Origin of the sequence: Microbacterium sp. ZKA21, from assembly GCF_050434165.1 — a bacterium.
GTDB lineage: Bacteria > Actinomycetota > Actinomycetes > Actinomycetales > Microbacteriaceae > Microbacterium.
This window is the reverse complement of sequence record NZ_JBNPVV010000007.1, coordinates 163,185-177,793: the sequence shown is the minus strand read 5'-3', so window position 1 is coordinate 177,793 and position 14,609 is coordinate 163,185. Positions and strand designations below refer to the sequence as shown.

The following is a 14,609-nucleotide window of genomic DNA, read 5'->3' as shown; positions in this document are numbered from 1 at the left end:
GTCGTATCGACGTGGATACGACGGGGTCTCGCAGACAGGAGGGGTCTCGCCGCGGCGGTCTCCAGGGAGGGGGCGGCTCAGGCCTCGGCATCCTCCGGGACGAAGTCGACGCCGGCCTCAGCACGCTGCTGATCCGTGATGGGAGCCGGAGCCGAGGTCAGCGGGTCGAAGCCGTTGCCGGTCTTCGGGAACGCGATGACCTCGCGGATCGACTCGGTCTTGGTGAGGTGCTGCAGCACGCGGTCCATGCCCAGCGCGATGCCGCCGTGCGGCGGGGCGCCGAACTTGAAGGCGTCCAGCAGGAAGCCGAACTGCTCGTCGGCCACTTCGTCGCTGATGCCCATGACTTCGAACACGCGCTTCTGCACGTCCTCGCGGTGGATGCGGATCGAGCCACCGCCGAGCTCCGAGCCGTTGCACACGATGTCGTACGCGTAGGCGAGCGCCGAGCCGGGGTCGGTGTCGAAAGTGTCCGCGAACTCGGGCTTCGGGCCGGTGAACGCGTGGTGCACGGCCGTCCAGGCGCCGGCGCCGACGGCGACGTCGCCGGATGCCACGGCATCCGCTGCCGGCTCGAACATCGGAGCGTCGACGACCCAGGTGAAGGCGAACGTGTCGGGGTCGAGCAGACCGAGCCGGCGGCCGATCTCGACGCGCGCGGCGCCCAGCAGCGCTCGGGAGTCCTTCGCGGAGCCGGCGGCGAAGAACGCGCAGTCGCCCGGCTTCGCACCGACGAGCTCGGCGAGCCCGGCCTGCTCGGTCTCGGACAGGTTCTTGGCGACGGGGCCGCCGAGAGTGCCGTCCTCGTTGAACAGGACGTAGGCGAGGCCGCGTGCGCCGCGCTGCTTCGCCCACTCCTGCCAGGCGTCCAGCACCTTGCGCGGCTGCGACGCACCGCCGGGCATGACGACAGCACCGACGTAGTCGGACTGGAAGACGCGGAACGGGGTCTCCGAGAAGTACTCCGTCGCCTCGACGAGCTCCAGGCCGAAGCGCAGGTCCGGCTTGTCGGAGCCGTACTTCGCCATGGCGTCGGCGTAGGTGATGCGCGGCAGCGGGGTCTGCACCTCGACGCCGATGGTCGCCCACATCGCGGGGATGAGCTCCTCCATCAGGGCGATGACGTCTTCCTGGTCGACGAAGGCCATCTCGATGTCGAGCTGCGTGAACTCGGGCTGACGGTCGGCGCGGAAGTCCTCATCGCGGTAGCAACGGGCCATCTGGTAGTACTTCTCGACGCCGCCGACCATGAGCAGCTGCTTGAACAGCTGCGGCGACTGCGGCAGCGCGTACCAGCTGCCCGGGTGCAGGCGAGCGGGAACGACGAAGTCGCGGGCGCCCTCCGGGGTCGACTTCGTCAGCGTCGGCGTCTCGACCTCGAGGAAGTCGCGCGCGTGCAGCACGTCGCGGATCGCCTTGTTCACATCGGAGCGCAGGCGCAGAGCGGATGCCGACGACGGACGTCGCAGGTCGAGGTAGCGGTGCTTGAACCGCACGTCCTCGCCGATCGGGTCGCCGCCTTCGAGACCCGTGGACACCTGGAACGGCAGGGGAGCGGACTCGTTGAGCACGACGACCTCGGAGGCGATGACCTCGATCTCGCCGGTCGGCAGGTTCGGGTTCTCGTTGCCCGCCGGTCGCGCGGACACGGTGCCGGTGACCTTCAGGACGAATTCGCTGCGCAGCGGGTGCGCGATCGCCTCGTCGCGGATGACCACCTGGGCGATGCCCGAGGCATCGCGGAGATCGATGAACGCGACTCCTCCGTGATCACGACGACGATCGACCCAACCCGTGAGGGTGACGGTCTGACCGATGTGCTCGGCTCGCAGGGAGCCGGTCGTGTGAGTGCGAAGCACGGAAGATTCCTCCAGTTCGGAAAAGGGAACCTGGCTATTCTACGGGCGCGCGCGGGAAGCACCGGCGGGAGGGGGTTGCGGATGCTTGGCATCCGGCAGATACTTTCCAAATGGAAAGTGACCAGGAAGCCGGGACGCTCGACCGCATCGCCGACCTGCGGTCACGGGCAGAGCGGATGCCGCGCGCGCACGCGATGCTGCAGTTGGCGTATGCGGTGTTCATGGCGGCGTATGTCGGGGTGCTGCTCGGACTGGCTGCTGCAGAGAGTGGCAGAGGCGGTTTCCAAGGTACGACGATGACATTGGTCCTCGCGCCGTTGATCATCTCGTCCGCACTCATCGGCGGCGCCAATGAACGCTTCAAAGAAAGGCTTCGGCCGACACAGCTCGACCTGATCGGCTCGGTGGTCTTCGCCATCATGATCGTCGGCACCCTCGCCTGGGCGTTCATGGCAGGTCCCCCGCCCTGGTGGATCCCGCTCGCTGCCGCCCTGGTCACTTTCGCGGCGTTCGGCCATCGGCCGCTCGGCCTCATGCTCCGCTCGAGTGCAACGTCCGCTTCGGATCCGACGGATGACCGTTCGAGGTGGCTGTCGCTGCCCGTGCGGCTCACGACCGCTTTCCTCGGCGTCTTCTTCGGTCTGACGTGCGCGGTCGTGTTCGTGCCTGCGCTCGGCTGGCTCGTGATGCTGTTCGGGATGGTCATCGTCCTGATCGCAATGTCCGTGCGGAGTCTGCCGTGGGGATTCCTCAACGTCGGCTACGAGTGGCGCCTCCCGCAGTGGATCGCGTTCGGCATCGCATCGACGATCATGTTCGCGCTCGCTCTGCTGATCGCAGCGACCCACGTCGTCACCCCCGGCATCGCCGCCGGCGCAGGGGCGCTCGTCGCGGCATCCCTCATCGTCTCCGCCATCCTCCCCGGACGCAGCCGTGGCGCATCCGCGGCATGACCTCGACGAGGCGCTGCTCACACCAGTGCGCCTTTCGGTCATGGCAGCTCTCGGCGGCGACGTCGAGCTGGATTTCGCGAGTCTGCGCGACCTGATCGAGTCCGATGATTCGGCCCTGAGCAAGGGCATCTCCCACCTCGAGAAGCTCGGCTACGTGAAGGTCACCAAGGGATACGTCGGCGCGCGTCCCCGCACCTGGGTGCGTTCGACCGTCAAAGGTCGGCGTGCGCTCGAGCGTCACATCACGGCGCTGCGGGCGATCACGGGGCAGACGTGAACGCGGGGGCTCTCGCTAGACTCGCGGCCATGGACTCGAATCTGATCACCGAGCAGCTCTTCTCGACCGGTTCGGTGCTGACGGGCATCGTGCTCTACCTGCTGTACGCGGTGACGATGTGGAAGGTGTTCGCCAAGGCTGGCTATCCCGGCATCCTGGCGCTGATCCCGATCGTCAACTGGGTCATCCTGGTGAAGATCGCGGGCATGTCCGGGTGGCTCGCGCTGCTCTACCTCATCCCCGTCGTCAACTTCGTGTTCGCGATCGTGGTGGCGATCAAGGAGGGCGCGAACTTCGGCAAGGGCGGGGCCTTCTCGTTCTTCCTGCTCTGGCTCTTCCCGTTCGTCGGGCATCTCATCATCGGATTCGGGTCGGCCGAGTACCGGAAGGTCTGATCCGTGCCGGCTGAACGTCTGCACCTCGTCCGACACGGCGAGGTGCACAACCCCGACCGCGTGCTCTACGGCCGACTGCCGAACTTCCGCCTGAGCGACGCAGGCCGGGCCATGGCCGCGGCGGCCGCCGAGTACGTCGTCGGCCTCGATCACGCGGTCGTCCAGTTGCGCTGCTCGCCCCTGCAGCGCGCCCGTGAGTCCGCGGAGCCGTTCACCGATCTGCTCGGGCTCCCGGCGCAGATAGACGACCGGATCATCGAGCCCACCAACGTCTTCGAGGGCACGCGCATGCGCAAAGCACTGCGCGATCCGCGCAATTGGTGGCATCTGCGCCGCCCGTCCACGCCGAGCTGGGGCGAGGCGTACGCCTCGATCGCCGAGCGCATGCGTCAGGCGATGGACGACGCCTGGCACGAGGCGGATGCCGGTGACATCGTGTTCGTCTCGCACCAGGCGCCGATCTGGATCACGCACCTGTCGGTCGCGGGCCTGCCGCTCCGGCACGACCCGCGCACACGCCGCTGCTCGCTCTCCAGCGTCACGTCCTTCGAGCGCGTCGGAGACGTCTGGCGCGAGGTCGGCTATGCGGAGCCGGCCGCGGTCGGCGTGGATCTGGGCGCGGTCTGAGGACCTGCGGACGCCGAGTCGACGCTCCTCGTCACTGCGCGGGGGCGACCATGAGCTCTCTGACGACCCCGACGGCGGCCAGCTGCCCGGCCGCGGCCGCAGCGATGACGGACGCCATGATCCCGGGCAGTGCGGCCCGGTGCGCGAGGTCCCCCGCTGCGCTGATGCCCGGCCGTGAGGTGCTGCCGAAATCGTCGACCTCGATCGCGCCAGAGGGCAGCATCCGGAGGCCGAGCTGTTCGGCGAACGGCGCTCGCTGACGCACCGAGCCGGCGGCCACGAACAGCCCGGCGACCGCCGCATCGCCGTCCGCGGTGCGTACCGTCAGGTCGCCGTCCGCTCCACCGACGCTCGTGACCGGGGCGCGGTGCACCGTGGCTCCGGCCCGCGTGAGCTGCGCCACGACATCGGGATCAGTGGTGCCGTCGAGCGGGAACACGACGATCTCACCGGCGATCCGGCCCAGCATCCCGATCAGATGCGCGCTGCGTTCGGTCGCGCCGAGGATGCCGATGCGGGCACCGCTGAACTCGTGCCCGTCGCAGAAGGGGCAGTTGTAGGCGCCTCGGCCCCACAGATCGTCGAGCCCGGGGACCGCGGGGAGCACATCGGCGACGCCGGTCGCCAGGACGATCCGGCGTGCGCGCTCCGACGTGCCGTCGGCGAGCTCCACGGTGAAGTCGTCGCGCTCGCCGGTGACCCGCGTCGCCGCGGCATCCCTCATCTCGACGTCGCCGTAGGCGGCCAACTGCGCCCTGGCGGACGCACGGAACTCCGCAGGCGGCGTCCCGTCGTTCCCGACGACGTTGTGCATGTGCGCCACAGGTCCGTTGCGGTACTCGCCCGAGTCCAGCACCAGCACCGAACGATGCATCCGCCCCAGCGTCAGAGCCGTCTGCAGGCCCGCGGGGCCTGCACCGATCACGATCACGTCGTACATGAGTTCTCCTCCCGATCTTGCGTTCGGGATCAGTCTGTGACTTCATGTCAACATGAAGTCAAGTCCTTCCCGTCCCTGGTCCGTCGGCGAGGTCGCGGAGCGCTTCGATCTGCCCACGAACGTCCTCCGGCACTGGGAGAGCGTCGGTCTCCTCCGGCCGGATCGGGATGATGCCGACCGTCGTCGTTACGGCGAGGACGACATCGTGCGGATCGCGGTGATCCAGCGCAGCAAGGCCGCGGGCATGTCGCTCGAGCAGATCGGCGTGCTGCTGGATGACGGCCGCTCCGGCCGGCACGAGGTGCTGCACGCTCACCTCGACGACCTGGATCGGCGGATGGAGGAGATGCGCCGGTCGCGGGAGATGACCGAGCACGCGCTGCGCTGCAGCGCCCACGACATCACGACGTGCCCACGGTTCCGGTTGGGGGTGGAGGACGTCCTGGCGCGGTTCTGAGGCTGGCAGAAGGCTCAGAGTACCCATAGAATCCGCCACGTAGACTGGGCTCGTGCCCGATCCCACGGTTCTCTCCGACCGCGCCGGCCAGACCTCCCGTTCCCGCTCGCGGGGATTGCTCGGAGCCGCGCTCGCCGCGGTGCTCGCCGTCGGCCTGACGGCCTGCGCGCCCGACCCGGTCGCCGAGCAGTACCTGAACGGAGAGGACAAGGGCTACGTCGCCGCCAACGGGTTCACCGTGCTCGAGATCGCACCGGACGACCGTGAGGCGCCGATCGAGTTCTCGGGCGTCACCGAGGAAGGCGAGGACTTCGACAGTGCCGATCTCGCCGGCGACGTCACCGTCGTCAACTTCTGGTACGCCGGCTGCCCGCCGTGCCGGGTGGAGGCCGCCGATCTCGAATCCGTCTGGCAGGACTATCAGGACGAGGGCGTGACGTTCATCGGCGTCAACACTCTCGACGAGGCCGACACCGCCAAGGCATTCGCCGAGACCTACGGCGTCACGTACCCGAGCGTGATGGACGCGAAGACGGGGGAGGCGAAGCTCGCCTTCGCACGGGTCATCCCCATCCAGGCCACCCCGACGACGCTCGTGCTCGACAAGCAGGGACGCGTCGCCGCCCGTGTGCTCGGCGAGCTCGAGAGCGCGTCGATTCTGGAGACCCTGGTCAAGGACGCGCTCGCGGAGAGCGCGTGAACGTCCAGGCCCTGATCGGGGACGGCAGTCTGCTGGTCGCGGTGCCGCTGGCGATGCTCGCCGGACTCGCCGCCTTCCTCTCCCCATGCGTGCTGCCGCTCGTGCCCGGCTATCTCGGGTTCCTCGGTGCCGCCGTTCCGCAGCGCAGCGACTCGACGACGAGGGCCACGGCGACGGGCACGACGACCGCGACGACGACCGCGACGCGCGGCCGCCTCGTGCTCGGCGTGCTGCTGTTCATCCTCGGGTTCACCGTCGTCTTCGTCGCGTTCACGGTGCTCGGCGGTGCCGCCGGAGTCTTCTTCCTGCAGTGGGGCGATCTCATCACCCGGATCCTCGGCGTCGTGATCATTCTGATGGGGCTCGTCTTCATCGGCCTGTTCGGGTTCGCGCAGCGCGAATGGCGCTTCCACGTCGACTCCAAGGCCGGGATCATCGGCGCCCCGCTGCTCGGGGTCGCGCTCGGCATCGGGTGGGCGCCCTGCATGGGGCCGACGCTCGCCGCCATCGTCGCCCTGTCGTTCAACGTCGGAGACCCCGTTCGCGCCGGATTCCTCGGCATCGCCTATTCGATCGGCCTCGGCATCCCGTTCGTGCTCGTGGCGCTCGGGTTCGGCTGGGCGACCCGCGCCGTCGGGTTCCTTCGCCGCCACATCCGCACCGTGAACGTCATCGGCGGAGCGATGCTCATCATTCTCGGCATCCTGATGGTGACGGGCGTCTGGACCACCCTGATGGTCCGGCTGCAGGCGGTGATGGGCAGTGTCTACCTCCCGCTCTAGTTCGACCGAGAAGGATGCCGTGAGCTCCGAGTCCTCCGACCCCCTGCGTCCGTCCGATCACATCGACGGCGACGATTCCGCGATCAACCAGCCGAAACTCGGGTTCGTCGGCTGGCTGCGCTGGGGATGGCGGCAGCTGACGTCGATGCGCACCGCGCTCGTGCTGCTGCTGATCCTCGCGATCGCGGCGATCCCCGGCTCGGTCTTCCCGCAGCGCATGGCCGACCCGAACGGCGTGACGCAGTGGCAGGCCAACAACCCCGACATGTTCCCGGTGCTCGACGCGCTGAGCATGTTCGACGTGTACCTGTCGCCCTGGTTCTCGGCGATCTACCTGCTGCTGTTCGCGTCGCTCGTCGGATGCGTCATCCCGCGGATCAAGCACCATGCGAAGGCGCTGCGCACGAGGCCGCCGCGGACGCCCGCGCGGCTGCAGCGCCTGGCCGACCACCTCGAGGTCGAGCGCGAAACCGCCTCGACCGAGGATGCCGCAGCCGAAGCATCCCGGGCAGCGGACGTCGCGCAGAAGCAGCTGAAGGCGCTCGGCTACCGCGTGGAGCGCTACGACGCCGGTAAGACCTACTCGGTCTCGGCCGAACGCGGCTACTGGCGCGAGACAGGCAACCTGCTGTTCCATCTCGCACTGGTCGGAGTCCTCGTGACCGTCGGCGTCGGCGGCGGGTTCGCGTACACCGGGCAGAAGGTCGTCGTCGAGGGCGAGACCTTCGTCAACTCCCTGGTGGATTACAACTCGATGAACCGCGGACGCTTCGTCGGAGATGACGCCCTCGCGCCGTACGCCATGACGCTGGACTCGTTCGACGTGACCTATCAGGAATTCGGCTCCACGGCATCCGGTCAGGCGGGTGACTACTCGGCGAACGTGTCGGTGCGCGACACGGACGGTTCCGAGTGGGACGGCTCGGTCCAGGTGAACCATCCGCTGAGCATCGCCGGCGACAAGATCTACCTGCTCGGAAACGGCTACGCACCGACCATCACCGTCCGCAACGCGGACGGCACGGTCGTCTTCCGGGACTCGGTCGAGTTCCTGCCGCAGGACACGAACATGACCTCGCTCGGCGTCGTCAAGGTCACGGACGGGATGCCCGAGCAGCTGGGCATGCTCGGATTCTTCTACCCGACGCAGGGGCAGCTCGAATCCGGCGCGTTCACCTCGATCTACGGCGACACGTACGCACCGCTGCTGACGCTGCGCGTCTATCAGGGCGACCTCGGCATCGACGACGGAACACCGCGCTCGGTCTACACGCTCGACACCACCGACTTGACCGAGATCGCGGGCGGCGATTCCGGCGTCGAATCCCTCGAACTGCAGCCGGGGGAGACCGCCGACCTCCCGAACGGTCTGGGCACGGTCACCTTCGAGGACGAGTCGCCCGCGGGCACGGCGGAGGGCGATTTCACCGAGTCGGTCAAGCGCTATGCCTCGCTGCAGGTGCATCACGATGCGTCGGCGACATGGGTCCTGGTGTTCGCGCTGCTCGCGTTGGCCGGCCTGGGGCTGGCGCTGTTCGTCCCGCGGCGACGCATGTGGGTCAAGGCGACGGCCGGCGACGGCGTCGTACGCCTCGAATACGCGGGACTCGCGCGCGGCGAGGACCCGACCCTCGCGAAGGCTGTGGAAGACCTCGCCGAAGGCCACGAACGACTGCTCGATTCCCGAACCGACCCCCGAAAGTAGACTGACACCATGGAAGCGCTGGACGACTACTCGCTGCTGTGCATCTGGACGGCCATCGCGATCTACGCCGCGGCATTCATCGCGTACGCGTTCGATCTCGCCGGCCGCTCGTCCGCGTCCGCCGATGCGCGACTCGAGCGCGAGCTCGTCTCGGTCGGGGCGGGTTCGCCGGGGGAGGCGTTCGCCGCGGCATCCGGATCCGAAGCGCCGAAGAAGCCGCGCTTCGTCATGGCGCGGATCGGTACGGCACTCACCGTACTGGCGTTCCTGTTCCACGTCGCCGCGCTCGTGATGCGCGGCGTCGCCGCGGGGCGCGTGCCGTGGGCCAACCTCTACGAGTTCGCGATGATCGGGACGGCGCTGATCGTGCTGGTCTACCTCGTGGTGCTGACACGTGTGGACGTGCGCTACCTCGGCACCTTCATCATCGGCCTCGTGGTCGTGCTGCTCGGCGTCGCCTCGACGAACTTCTACGTCGAGGTCGTCCCGCTGCAGGACGCGCTCAAGAGCGTCTGGCTCGTCGTCCATGTGTTCGTCGCCTCGCTCGCCACCGCGTTCCTCGCACTGGCCTGCTCGCTGTCGGTCCTGCAGCTGCTGCAGGCGCGGCGCGAGCGCAGGATCGCGGAGCACGCGGAGAAGACGGGGCCGCGCTTCCTCGCGACGATGCCCACGGCCGAGCGGCTGGAAGCCCTCGCCTACCGCTTCGCGATCATCGGCTTCATCTTCTGGACGTTCACGCTCATCGCCGGTGCGATCTGGGCGCAGGACGCCTGGGGCCGCTACTGGGGCTTCGACGTCAAGGAGACCTGGACGTTCATCATCTGGGTGCTCTACGCGGGGTACATCCACGCGCGCGCGACGCGCGGCTGGCGGGGCAGCCCGTCAGCGTGGCTGTCGATCGTCGGCTTCGCCGCCGTGCTGTTCAACTTCACGGTCGTGAACGTCTTCTTCAAGGGTCTGCACGCGTACTCCGGCCTGAGCTGAGTTCAGTGCCCGCAGTGGATCAGAACGGCCAGATCAGCGGCACATAGAACACGGCGACGACGAAGTACAGCGCCATGAGCGGCAGCCCCAGTCGGGCGTAATCGCCGAAGCGGTAGCCGCCCGGCTCCATCACCATGAGGTTCGCCGGCGTCGCGACCGGGGTGAGCAGAGCTGCGGCACCCGCGACCGTGAGCGCCATCATGAACGGCATCACGGACACCTCCATCGCACTCGCCAGCGCTATCGCGACCGGGGCGACGATCAGCACGGTGGCGGTGTTGCTGATGAGCTGCCCGAGGACGAGCGTGATGAGCACGACCACGGCGACCGCGACATGCGGCCCGGCATCCCCCAGCATCGACTGCAGCCCGTCTGCGATGAGCTGAGCCGTCCCGGTCTCCTGGAACGCGGTCGACAGGGGGATCATGCCGGCGACGAGGATCACGGTCGTCCACGAGATCGCGCGATACGCGCGGGTGATCGAGACCACTCGGGTGAGGATCAGCGCGCCGGCGGCGAGCAGCCCGGCGATGGATGCCGGGACGATGCCGCTCGCCAGCAGGACGATCATGGCGATGAGGATCACGATCGTCCGCTTCGCCCCGACGCCCAGCGGCACGGATCGCCGCAGCGTGAGGGGAGCGTCGACCACGAGCACCTCTTCGCGCTTCGCCGTGTGGCGGTGCAGGTCATCCCAGGAGCCGTCGAGCAGCAGGGCGTCGCCGACCTGCAGGTCGGTGCCTGCGTCGTCGAGGGCTTCCGTGCCGCGGCGCACACCCAGCACGACCAGGTCCCCGCTCGGAGTCGTCATGCCGGGGAAGACGTGCAGCCCGATCAGCGACGATCGCGGCGGAACCACGACCTCGGCCACGCCGCGGGAGCGGGACATCAGGGCGCGGTCCGGAGCGATCGCGTAGTCCTCGCGCAGGGTGGCCGCCAACTGTTCGAGATCCACCGGCGCGGATGCCGGGGTGCGATCGGGCAGCAGCCGCGAGCCGAACAGCAGGATGATGACCAGGGTGCCGATCACCAGCGGGAGCCCCGCGAGCGCGAACTCGAAGAAGCCGAACGGGCGTCCGCCGTTGTCCTCGGCCATCCCCGAGACGATGATGTTCAGCGGCGTCCCGGTGAGCGCGAGCAGCGACCCCGCGTGCGCCGAGAACGCCAGCGGCATGAGCATCTGCGACGGGCGGATGCCGGCGCGTGCCGCGACGACGACCACGAGCGGCAGGAGAGCCGCGACCGAGCCGTTGACGCTGATGACCGCGGTCAGCGCTGCGGTGAGCAGCCCGATCGTCAGCAGCAGCGGTCCGCGTCTCGTGCCCGTGCGTGCGATCACCTCCTGCCCCGCCCACGCCACGATGCCCGTCGACTCCAGTGCCTCGCTCACCACGAACAGTGCGGCGATGAAGATGACGGTCGGATCCCCGAAGCCGGCCAGTGCGCTGTTCAGGTCGAGGATGCCGGTGAGGTAGAGCGCGACGGACACCCCGACCGCGACGATGCCGAGCGGAATCCGGTTCGACACGAACGCGATCACCGCGCACAGCAGGATCACGAGGGTGGTGATGATCGGGTCCATATGCGTCAAACATAGGCCAACGGTCGTCCGCGCGGCGCGCGGGTTTCCGCGCGTTCCTCGGCGCGGGGTTGCACGATACGACGCTGCATCGACAGTATGAGAGCCATGTCAGAAGCGACGGCGGCGAGTGCCCCGGATACGGCGAACAAGGGTTTCCTGAACTGGATCGAGAAAGTCGGCAACAGGGTGCCGAACCCGACGATCATGTTCGTCTATCTGATCGCGCTCATCGCGGTGCTGTCGGCGATCCTCGCGTGGGTCGGCGTCTCGGTCACGGATGAGGTCGTCATCCCCGGCCCGCAGGACAAGCTCACCCAGCTCAACGAGCAGTTCGGCGGAGGCTGGACGATCTACGACACCACGACGGGACAGCCGGCCGTGGTCCCGGACTACACGATCGAGGAGCGCACCTTCGAAGTGCGCAACCTCATCTCGGTCGAGGGCATCCGCTTCTTCTTCTCGTCGTTCGTCGACAACTTCGCGAGCTTCGGCGTCGTCGCCGTCGTGCTCATCGCGATGGCCGGCGTCGGCGTCGCCGAGCACGCGGGCCTCATGGGGGCGCTCATCCGCCGGGTCGTCAAGGTCGCACCGCGCCGACTCATCGCGGCGATCCTGATCTTCGTCGGCGTGCTCTCGTCAGTGGCGACGGATGCCGGATATCTGATCCTCGTCCCGCTCGCGGCGGCCGCCTTCATCACGGTCGGTCGTCACCCGCTCGCGGGTCTCGCTGCGGCCTTCGCGGGCGTCGGCGCGGCGTTCGGTGCGAACCTGCTCATCACCCCCAGCGACAGCATGCTGACCGAGGTCACGAATGAAGTGCTCGTCAGCGCAGGCATGGAGCCGATCGAGGTCACGCAGAACTTCTATTTCGGCATCGTGTCGACGTTCCTGCTGACGGCCGTCGCTCTTCTGGTGACGATGTTCATCACCGAGAAGCGGCTCGGCACGTACGACCGCAGCGAGATGACGATCGCCGACGACGCCGAGAACATCGACCACGATGCGGAGGCGCGCGGCCTGAAGTTCTCGTTCTGGGCGCTGCTCGGGTTCGTCGCGGTGATCCTCGCACTCACCCTGCCGCCTGGTGCACCGCTGCGCGACCCGGAGACCGGCGACATCATCGGGACGACGCCGTTCATGGCGAGCCTCGTCTTCATCATCTCGCTCGCGTTCCTCGTCTGCGGCGTGGCATACGGCGCCGGCGCCAAGACGCTGCGGGGCGGGGATGCCGCGGTCGGCGCGATCGCGAAGACCTTCGGCACGCTCGGCGGACTGCTCGTGATGTTCCTGATGATCGCGCAGTTCATCGCCCTGTTCAACTGGACGAACCTGCCGACCGTCGCCGCCATCTCGGCCGCCGAGCTGCTCGAGCAGGCGAGCGTTCCCGCGATCGTGCTCCTGCTCGCGTTCATCGTCGTGATCGTGATCCTGGACTTCATCCTTCCCGGCCTGGTGCCCAAGTGGGTCATCTTCGCGCCGGTGTTCATCCCGATCTTCGCGTCGCTCGATGTGGCACCGCAGACGCTGCTGGCCGCATACCGCGTCGGCGACTCCCCGGTGAACGTCCTCACGCCGCTCATGGTCTACCTGCCGTTCATGGTCACCGTGGCCCAGCGCTACAAGAAGGACGCCGGTATCGGCACGATCATCGCCCTGATGATCCCGTACGCGGTCTGGATGCTGCTCGCCTGGACCGCCCTGTACGTGGTCTGGTTCGCGCTCGGCATCCCGTGGGGCCCCGGCTCCCCGGTGGACATCGCCGGCTGACCCTTTCCGATTCGACTGAAGGAGCACCACCATGACCCGCAGCCCGAACAAGCTGATCCCCGCCGACTTCCGCACCGTGCCGGGTCTCGATGCGCTCGAGGCGACGAGCGTTCAGCTCGGTGCGCCGACGGATGCCGAGGCGATCGGCATCGGCATCCACACGGACGGCGAGGTGCCCGATGCGGTCGGGTTCAGCCGGGAACAACTGGCAGAGGCCGGCTTCACCGGGGAAGCGGGATCGACCCTGCTGCTTGCTCGGGCCGGCGCAGCCGACATCGTGGCAGTGGGGCTGGGGGCTCGTGACGAGGTGACCCCTGCCGTGCTCCGGGACGCCGCGGCGGGCGTCGTGCGGGCGGCGGCCCGTCGGTCGAAGGTCGCCATCCAACTGGCCGCCTCGGGTCCGGTCGCCCCGGACGACGCCGTACGGGCGCTCGTGGAGGGGGCGCTGCTCGCGCGCTACCGCTACACGGAACTGTCGAACGTGAGCAAGCATGTGGAACTGTCGGCGTTGACGATCGACGCGGCGGGCGCTGCGGATGCCGCGGCTGCCGTGGAATCCGCCATCGTGGCCGCGCGCGCCACGATCGTCGCCCGTGACCTGGCCAACACCCCTCCGGGCCACCTGACCGCCGCCGACATGGGAGACATCGCCGTCGATCTCGGCGCCCGGTTCGGCTTCGACGTCGAGCTGTTCGACAAGCAGGCGCTCATCGACCTGGGCTGCGGGGGACTGCTCGGCGTCAATCAGGGTTCGGTGGAAGAGCCCCGCATGATCAAGCTGAGCTACACTCCGACCGGCGAGGCATCAGGGCATCTCGGACTCGTCGGCAAGGGCATCATGTACGACTCGGGCGGCATCAGCCTCAAGCCCAGCGATCCGATGCACCTGCTGATGAAGATGGACATGGGCGGCGCCGCAGCGGTCCTCGGCGCGTTCACCGCGCTGCGGGATGCCGGCGCGGGTGCGAAGGTGACCGGGTGGCTGATGTGCACGGACAACATGCCGTCCGGGACGTCCTACAAGCTCGGCGATGTGCTCACCGCCCGAGGCGGCACCACGATCGAGGTGAAGAACACCGACGCCGAGGGGCGGCTCGTGATGAGCGACGCCCTCGTGCTCGCGAACGAGGACGGCGTCGACGCGATCATCGACATCGCCACGCTCACCGGCGCTGCTCTCGTCGCCCTGGGACCTGCGACCGCACCCGTGCTGGGCAACGACCAGTCCACGATCGACCTGGTCCGCGCGGCTTCGGCGGCGACCGATGAGCCGGTCTGGCAGCTGCCGCTCGAGAAGAAGTATCGCAAGCAGCTCGACTCCGACATCGCGGACATCGCGAACCTCGGCGGACCGTACGCCGGCGCGACGACGGCGGCCCTGTTCCTCGCACACTTCGTCGGCACGACCCCGTGGGCGCACCTCGACATCGCGGGCACCATGCAGACCGAGAAGGACGACTCCTGGCGCACGGCCGGGGCCACCGGTTTCGGCGCCCGGATCCTGCTGGAGTCCGCGCGGAGCTTCACTGCGCGGTGAGGGGGGAGCCTGGTCTTTCGGTCCGGAGAGAGAAGACAAAAGCC

The 14,609-nt window shown here is 68.3% G+C and carries 14 protein-coding genes; 11 read left to right on the top strand and 3 right to left on the bottom strand.

What is annotated here, in order from left to right:
* Positions 1-77: 77 nt before the first annotated feature.
* Positions 78-1,859: an aspartate--tRNA ligase gene (gene aspS, locus M2317_RS14910; RefSeq protein ID WP_429461461.1), complete on the bottom strand. Its 1,782-nt coding sequence runs from the start codon at positions 1,857-1,859 to the stop codon at positions 78-80.
* Positions 1,860-1,969: 110 nt separating this feature from the next.
* Between aspS and M2317_RS14905 the strand changes: the two genes are divergently transcribed.
* The 4 genes from M2317_RS14905 to M2317_RS14890 are packed head-to-tail and all read left to right on the top strand — an operon-like array spanning position 1,970 to position 4,111.
* Positions 1,970-2,812, top strand: a complete 843-nt coding sequence (locus M2317_RS14905) for a hypothetical protein (protein WP_429461459.1) — start codon at positions 1,970-1,972, stop codon at positions 2,810-2,812.
* Positions 2,793-3,089, top strand: a complete 297-nt coding sequence (locus M2317_RS14900; protein ID WP_429461457.1) for a transcriptional regulator — start codon at positions 2,793-2,795, stop codon at positions 3,087-3,089. Before M2317_RS14905 ends, M2317_RS14900 begins: the two co-directional genes overlap by 20 nt.
* Positions 3,090-3,118: 29 nt before the next feature.
* Positions 3,119-3,484 (top strand): DUF5684 domain-containing protein, encoded by a 366-nt coding sequence (locus tag M2317_RS14895; RefSeq protein WP_429461455.1) that lies wholly within the window; start codon positions 3,119-3,121, stop codon positions 3,482-3,484.
* Between the two features lie 3 nt (positions 3,485-3,487).
* A complete protein-coding gene (locus tag M2317_RS14890) occupies positions 3,488-4,111 on the top strand; it encodes a histidine phosphatase family protein (RefSeq protein ID WP_429461453.1) in 624 nt (207 codons plus the stop codon).
* 31 nt (positions 4,112-4,142) lie between these two features.
* Here M2317_RS14890 and M2317_RS14885 read toward each other — a convergent pair whose 3' ends face one another.
* Positions 4,143-5,051, bottom strand: coding sequence for an NAD(P)/FAD-dependent oxidoreductase (locus M2317_RS14885; protein ID WP_429461451.1), 909 nt, complete (start codon positions 5,049-5,051; stop codon positions 4,143-4,145).
* 52 nt (positions 5,052-5,103) lie between these two features.
* On the opposite strand from M2317_RS14885, the gene M2317_RS14880 reads away from it, so the two are divergent.
* The 5 genes from M2317_RS14880 to ccsB are packed head-to-tail and all read left to right on the top strand — an operon-like array spanning position 5,104 to position 9,679.
* Positions 5,104-5,508 (top strand): MerR family transcriptional regulator, encoded by a 405-nt coding sequence (locus M2317_RS14880; protein WP_429461449.1) that lies wholly within the window; start codon positions 5,104-5,106, stop codon positions 5,506-5,508.
* 52 nt (positions 5,509-5,560) lie between these two features.
* Complete coding sequence (locus M2317_RS14875) at positions 5,561-6,208, top strand: TlpA family protein disulfide reductase (protein WP_429461447.1); 648 nt, start codon at positions 5,561-5,563, stop codon at positions 6,206-6,208.
* A complete protein-coding gene (locus tag M2317_RS14870; protein ID WP_429461445.1) occupies positions 6,205-6,990 on the top strand; it encodes a cytochrome c biogenesis CcdA family protein in 786 nt (261 codons plus the stop codon). The genes M2317_RS14875 and M2317_RS14870 overlap by 4 nt, the downstream gene beginning before the upstream one ends.
* Positions 6,971-8,695 (top strand): cytochrome c biogenesis protein ResB, encoded by a 1,725-nt coding sequence (resB, locus tag M2317_RS14865; protein WP_429461443.1) that lies wholly within the window; start codon positions 6,971-6,973, stop codon positions 8,693-8,695. Before M2317_RS14870 ends, resB begins: the two co-directional genes overlap by 20 nt.
* A gap of 9 nt (positions 8,696-8,704) precedes the next feature.
* Positions 8,705-9,679 (top strand): c-type cytochrome biogenesis protein CcsB, encoded by a 975-nt coding sequence (gene ccsB / locus M2317_RS14860; protein WP_429461441.1) that lies wholly within the window; start codon positions 8,705-8,707, stop codon positions 9,677-9,679.
* Positions 9,680-9,698: 19 nt separating this feature from the next.
* Here the strand turns inward: ccsB and M2317_RS14855 are convergent, their stop codons facing one another.
* A complete protein-coding gene (locus tag M2317_RS14855) occupies positions 9,699-11,261 on the bottom strand; it encodes an SLC13 family permease (RefSeq protein ID WP_429461440.1) in 1,563 nt (520 codons plus the stop codon).
* Between the two features lie 105 nt (positions 11,262-11,366).
* Between M2317_RS14855 and M2317_RS14850 the strand changes: the two genes are divergently transcribed.
* Together M2317_RS14850 and M2317_RS14845 are read left to right on the top strand one after the other, a co-directional pair.
* Positions 11,367-13,028, top strand: a complete 1,662-nt coding sequence (locus M2317_RS14850) for an AbgT family transporter (protein WP_429461438.1) — start codon at positions 11,367-11,369, stop codon at positions 13,026-13,028.
* 31 nt (positions 13,029-13,059) lie between these two features.
* Complete coding sequence (locus tag M2317_RS14845) at positions 13,060-14,565, top strand: leucyl aminopeptidase (protein WP_429461436.1); 1,506 nt, start codon at positions 13,060-13,062, stop codon at positions 14,563-14,565.
* Positions 14,566-14,609 lie beyond the last annotated feature (44 nt).

Excerpts from the sequence above, each read along its gene's own strand:
- M2317_RS14905 (WP_429461459.1), top strand. The coding sequence starts at position 1,970 with ATGGAAAGTGACCAGGAAGCCGGGACGCTCGACCGCATCGCCGACCTG.
- M2317_RS14895 (WP_429461455.1), top strand. The coding sequence starts at position 3,119 with ATGGACTCGAATCTGATCACCGAGCAGCTCTTCTCGACCGGTTCGGTG.
- M2317_RS14885 (WP_429461451.1), bottom strand. The coding sequence starts at position 5,051 with ATGTACGACGTGATCGTGATCGGTGCAGGCCCCGCGGGCCTGCAGACG.
- M2317_RS14880 (WP_429461449.1), top strand. The coding sequence starts at position 5,104 with ATGAAGTCAAGTCCTTCCCGTCCCTGGTCCGTCGGCGAGGTCGCGGAG.
- ccsB (WP_429461441.1), top strand. The coding sequence starts at position 8,705 with ATGGAAGCGCTGGACGACTACTCGCTGCTGTGCATCTGGACGGCCATC.
- M2317_RS14855 (WP_429461440.1), bottom strand. The coding sequence starts at position 11,261 with ATGGACCCGATCATCACCACCCTCGTGATCCTGCTGTGCGCGGTGATC.
- M2317_RS14850 (WP_429461438.1), top strand. The coding sequence starts at position 11,367 with ATGTCAGAAGCGACGGCGGCGAGTGCCCCGGATACGGCGAACAAGGGT.
- M2317_RS14845 (WP_429461436.1), top strand. The coding sequence starts at position 13,060 with ATGACCCGCAGCCCGAACAAGCTGATCCCCGCCGACTTCCGCACCGTG.